The organism is Chitinophaga sp. (genome assembly GCF_036566945.1).
Classification (GTDB): Bacteria; Bacteroidota; Bacteroidia; order Chitinophagales; family Chitinophagaceae; genus Chitinophaga.
In genome coordinates, this window is the sequence record NZ_DATCVJ010000352.1 from 1 (window position 1) to 3,104 (window position 3,104).

The window sequence follows — 3,104 nt, forward strand, 5'->3', positions numbered from 1 at the left end:
ACCTCTTGTTAAAGGAATGTTATACTCCATATACAAATAAAAGGCCAAAATGTTAAAATGTGATTTATAAAACCTAGCTTAGCAATCCTTTTTTATTTAATACATGGACGATATTAAACACCTGATAGGTAAAGAATTACAGGATTTTGAAAGTAAGTTCGCAGATTCAGTAAAAAGTCATGTGCCATTGCTGGACAGGATCATGCATTACATTGTGAAGCGCAAGGGAAAGCAGATCAGGCCCATGTTTGTTTTATTATCAGCAAAACTTTTCAGTGACAATATCCAGGAGAGTACCTACCGCGCGGCGGCATTGGTAGAATTGTTACATACCGCCACCCTGGTGCATGACGACGTGGTAGACGATGCTAATGAACGCCGGGGCCTTTTTTCTATTAATGCGTTGTGGAAAAATAAAATTGCCGTACTGGTGGGTGACTATCTGTTGTCCAAAGGCTTACTGCTGTCACTTAACAACAATGACTTCCGAACTTTACAAATATTATCTGAAGCCGTAAAAGAAATGAGTGAAGGTGAATTGCTGCAGATTGAGAAAACCCGTAAGCTGAATATCAAGGAAGATATTTATTTTGAGATTATCCGCCGCAAAACGGCGTCATTACTCGCCTCCGCCTGCGCTGCCGGCGCATGGAGCAGCAGCAATGACGAACATACTACCGAACAAATGCGCCTCTTCGGAGAAAAAGTGGGCGTGGCCTTCCAGATAAAAGACGATCTGTTCGATTATGGTTCCACGAAAATCGGCAAACCTACCGGTATTGATATCCGCGAGAAAAAAATGACCCTTCCGCTTATCTATACCCTGGAACATGCTCCTACTGAGACAAGGAAGAAAATAATTAATATAGTAAAAAATCACAATACAGATAAAGACCGCGTAGAAGAAGTCATCCGCCTGGTAAAAGCATCAGGAGGGATTGATTATACCCGGCAGAAAATGTTTGAATACCGCGACGAAGCCCTTGCCATCTTAAATAAATTCCCTGAAAATGCTGTCAGAAACGGACTGGAATCGCTCGTAAGATTTACAACTGACAGAACATTTTAGAAAGAATAAAAAATAATGTATTATGCAGAAAGAGCTTTAAGCTTTACGATTTATCCGTTGCCTTTTAAAATATAATAATGCAAAAACGCTGGACAGTAAAGGCATATCAACCAAATCAGGAACAGTTACTACAGTCATCATTGCGCATACACCCGTTGCTATGCCGGTTGTTGGTTCAACGCAGTGTTACCAATTTTGAGGCTGCCCGGCAATTTTTTCGCCCAACGCTTGAAGATCTTCATGATCCATGGAAGATGAAAGATATGGATAAAGCCATTTCACGTATTGAACTGGCTTTTTTCCAACATGAAAAAATATTGATTTACGGAGATTATGATGTAGATGGCACTACGGCCGTGGCTACTGTGTACGCTTTTCTACAGAAACTCTACAGCAATATTGAGTTTTATATCCCGCATCGCTACCGCGAGGGTTATGGCATTTCCATGCAAGGCATTGAATATGCCCGCGACAACGACTTTAGCCTGATTATAGCGCTGGACTGCGGTATCAAATCAATAGAACATATTACATCGGCTAAAGAATGGGGAATAGATTTCATTATCTGTGACCATCACTTACCAGATGCCGTATTACCTCCGGCAGTGGCCATTTTGAATCCGAAGCAGGCAGACTGCCCTTATCCATATAAAGAATTAAGCGGTTGCGGTATCGGCTATAAACTCATCAGTGCTTTTGCGCAAAAAAGAGGGCTACCAGCTGCTGAGGCCAATAAATTCCTCGACCTCGTGGCCACCAGTATTGCAGCAGATATTGTTCCGATGACCGGAGAGAACAGGATACTGGCCTTTCATGGTCTCATTAAAGTAAATGAAGATCCGCTGCCAGGCATTAAAGCGTTGATCACACTCAGTGCCCTGAAGGAGAAATTAACTATTGCCAACCTGGTATTTGTGATTGCTCCCCGCGTAAATGCGGCTGGCCGAATGGATGACGCCAGGAAAGCTGTCAACCTTTTTATCGAAAACGATGTAGAAAAAGCGGCTGCCATTGCTGCCGTTTTACACGCAGATAATTTCGACAGAAAAGAAATTGACAGCACCATCACACAGGAGGCTATTTTACTGCTGCAAAACGACACAGAGATAGCCAACAGAAAATCTACAGTCCTTTACCAGGCCCACTGGCATAAAGGAGTAGTAGGCATTGTAGCATCGAGGCTGATTGATAAATATTATTACCGTCCTACCATTATACTCACACAATCCAACGATAAAGTAGCCGGATCAGCCCGTTCAGTAATGGGCTTTAACGTATATGAAGCGATTCATCAGTGCAAGGATCTGCTGGAAAATTACGGCGGCCACTTTTATGCGGCGGGAATGACGCTGAAAACGGAAAACGTGAAAGCCTTCCAGGAACGCTTTGAAGAAGTCGTAGCCAGGACCATACATCCCGATCAGCTGGTGCCGGAAATCGTGATCGATTCAGAGATCCACTTCTCTGATATCACGCCCGCATTTTTTAATATTCTCAAACAATTTGAACCACTGGGACCTGAAAATCTGCGACCTGTTTTTCTGGCCAGAAATCTTGTAGATAACGGTTACTCAAAGATTGTGAAAGACGAGCATATTAAATTTTCGGTGAAACAGGGCAGATACGGCCCTACTATGTCCGGTATTGGTTTCTATATGGCCGAGAAATTCCCGGTAATGGCGGATAAAAAACCCTTTGACATGGTATTTTCGCTGGACGAAAATGAATGGAATGGTCAAACTACACTCCAACTAAAAGTAATTGATATCAGAATCGGAAGTAATTGATTTTTATTTGTCCCGGTAAGTAATCTTACCAGGACAAATAAACTCAATTTATTTATGCTGCTTTAACAACCAGGTATATACATCTGCGTTGGCATACGTTCGTGTCCAGGCGTCATGGCCCCCAGTAGGATACTCCGTATACTGCACATTTCCGCCGATTGCTTTCAGGGCCTTCACCAGCGTCCGCGAATTCTCCACATTTACGATTGGATCATCTGCTGAATGGAAAACCCATGTAGGCATGGTTT

At 42.8% G+C, this 3,104-nt stretch carries 3 protein-coding genes; 2 read left to right on the plus strand and 1 reads right to left on the minus strand.

The genetic code is table 11. The features are described from left to right. The first annotated feature begins 103 nt into the window (after positions 1-103). Both VIP81_RS10450 and recJ read left to right on the plus strand, forming a co-directional pair. Positions 104-1,069 carry a polyprenyl synthetase family protein gene (locus VIP81_RS10450; RefSeq protein WP_331959554.1) on the plus strand — a complete coding sequence of 322 codons (966 nt, stop codon included), beginning with the start codon at positions 104-106 and terminating at the stop codon, positions 1,067-1,069. 77 nt (positions 1,070-1,146) lie between these two features. Continuing rightward, positions 1,147-2,856 carry a single-stranded-DNA-specific exonuclease RecJ gene (recJ, locus tag VIP81_RS10455; RefSeq protein ID WP_331959557.1) on the plus strand — a complete coding sequence of 570 codons (1,710 nt, stop codon included), beginning with the start codon at positions 1,147-1,149 and terminating at the stop codon, positions 2,854-2,856. A 48-nt stretch (positions 2,857-2,904) separates the two neighbouring features. Here recJ and VIP81_RS10460 read toward each other — a convergent pair. Next, positions 2,905-3,104: prolyl oligopeptidase family serine peptidase (locus VIP81_RS10460; RefSeq protein WP_331959560.1), on the minus strand; the 200-nt coding region annotated here is incomplete at its 5' end.

What these genes read in the sequence shown, in the direction of transcription:
- recJ (WP_331959557.1), top strand. Translation starts at nt 1,147, where the DNA reads ATGCAAAAACGCTGGACAGTAAAGGCATATCAACCAAATCAGGAACAG.
- VIP81_RS10450 (WP_331959554.1), top strand. Translation starts at nt 104, where the DNA reads ATGGACGATATTAAACACCTGATAGGTAAAGAATTACAGGATTTTGAA.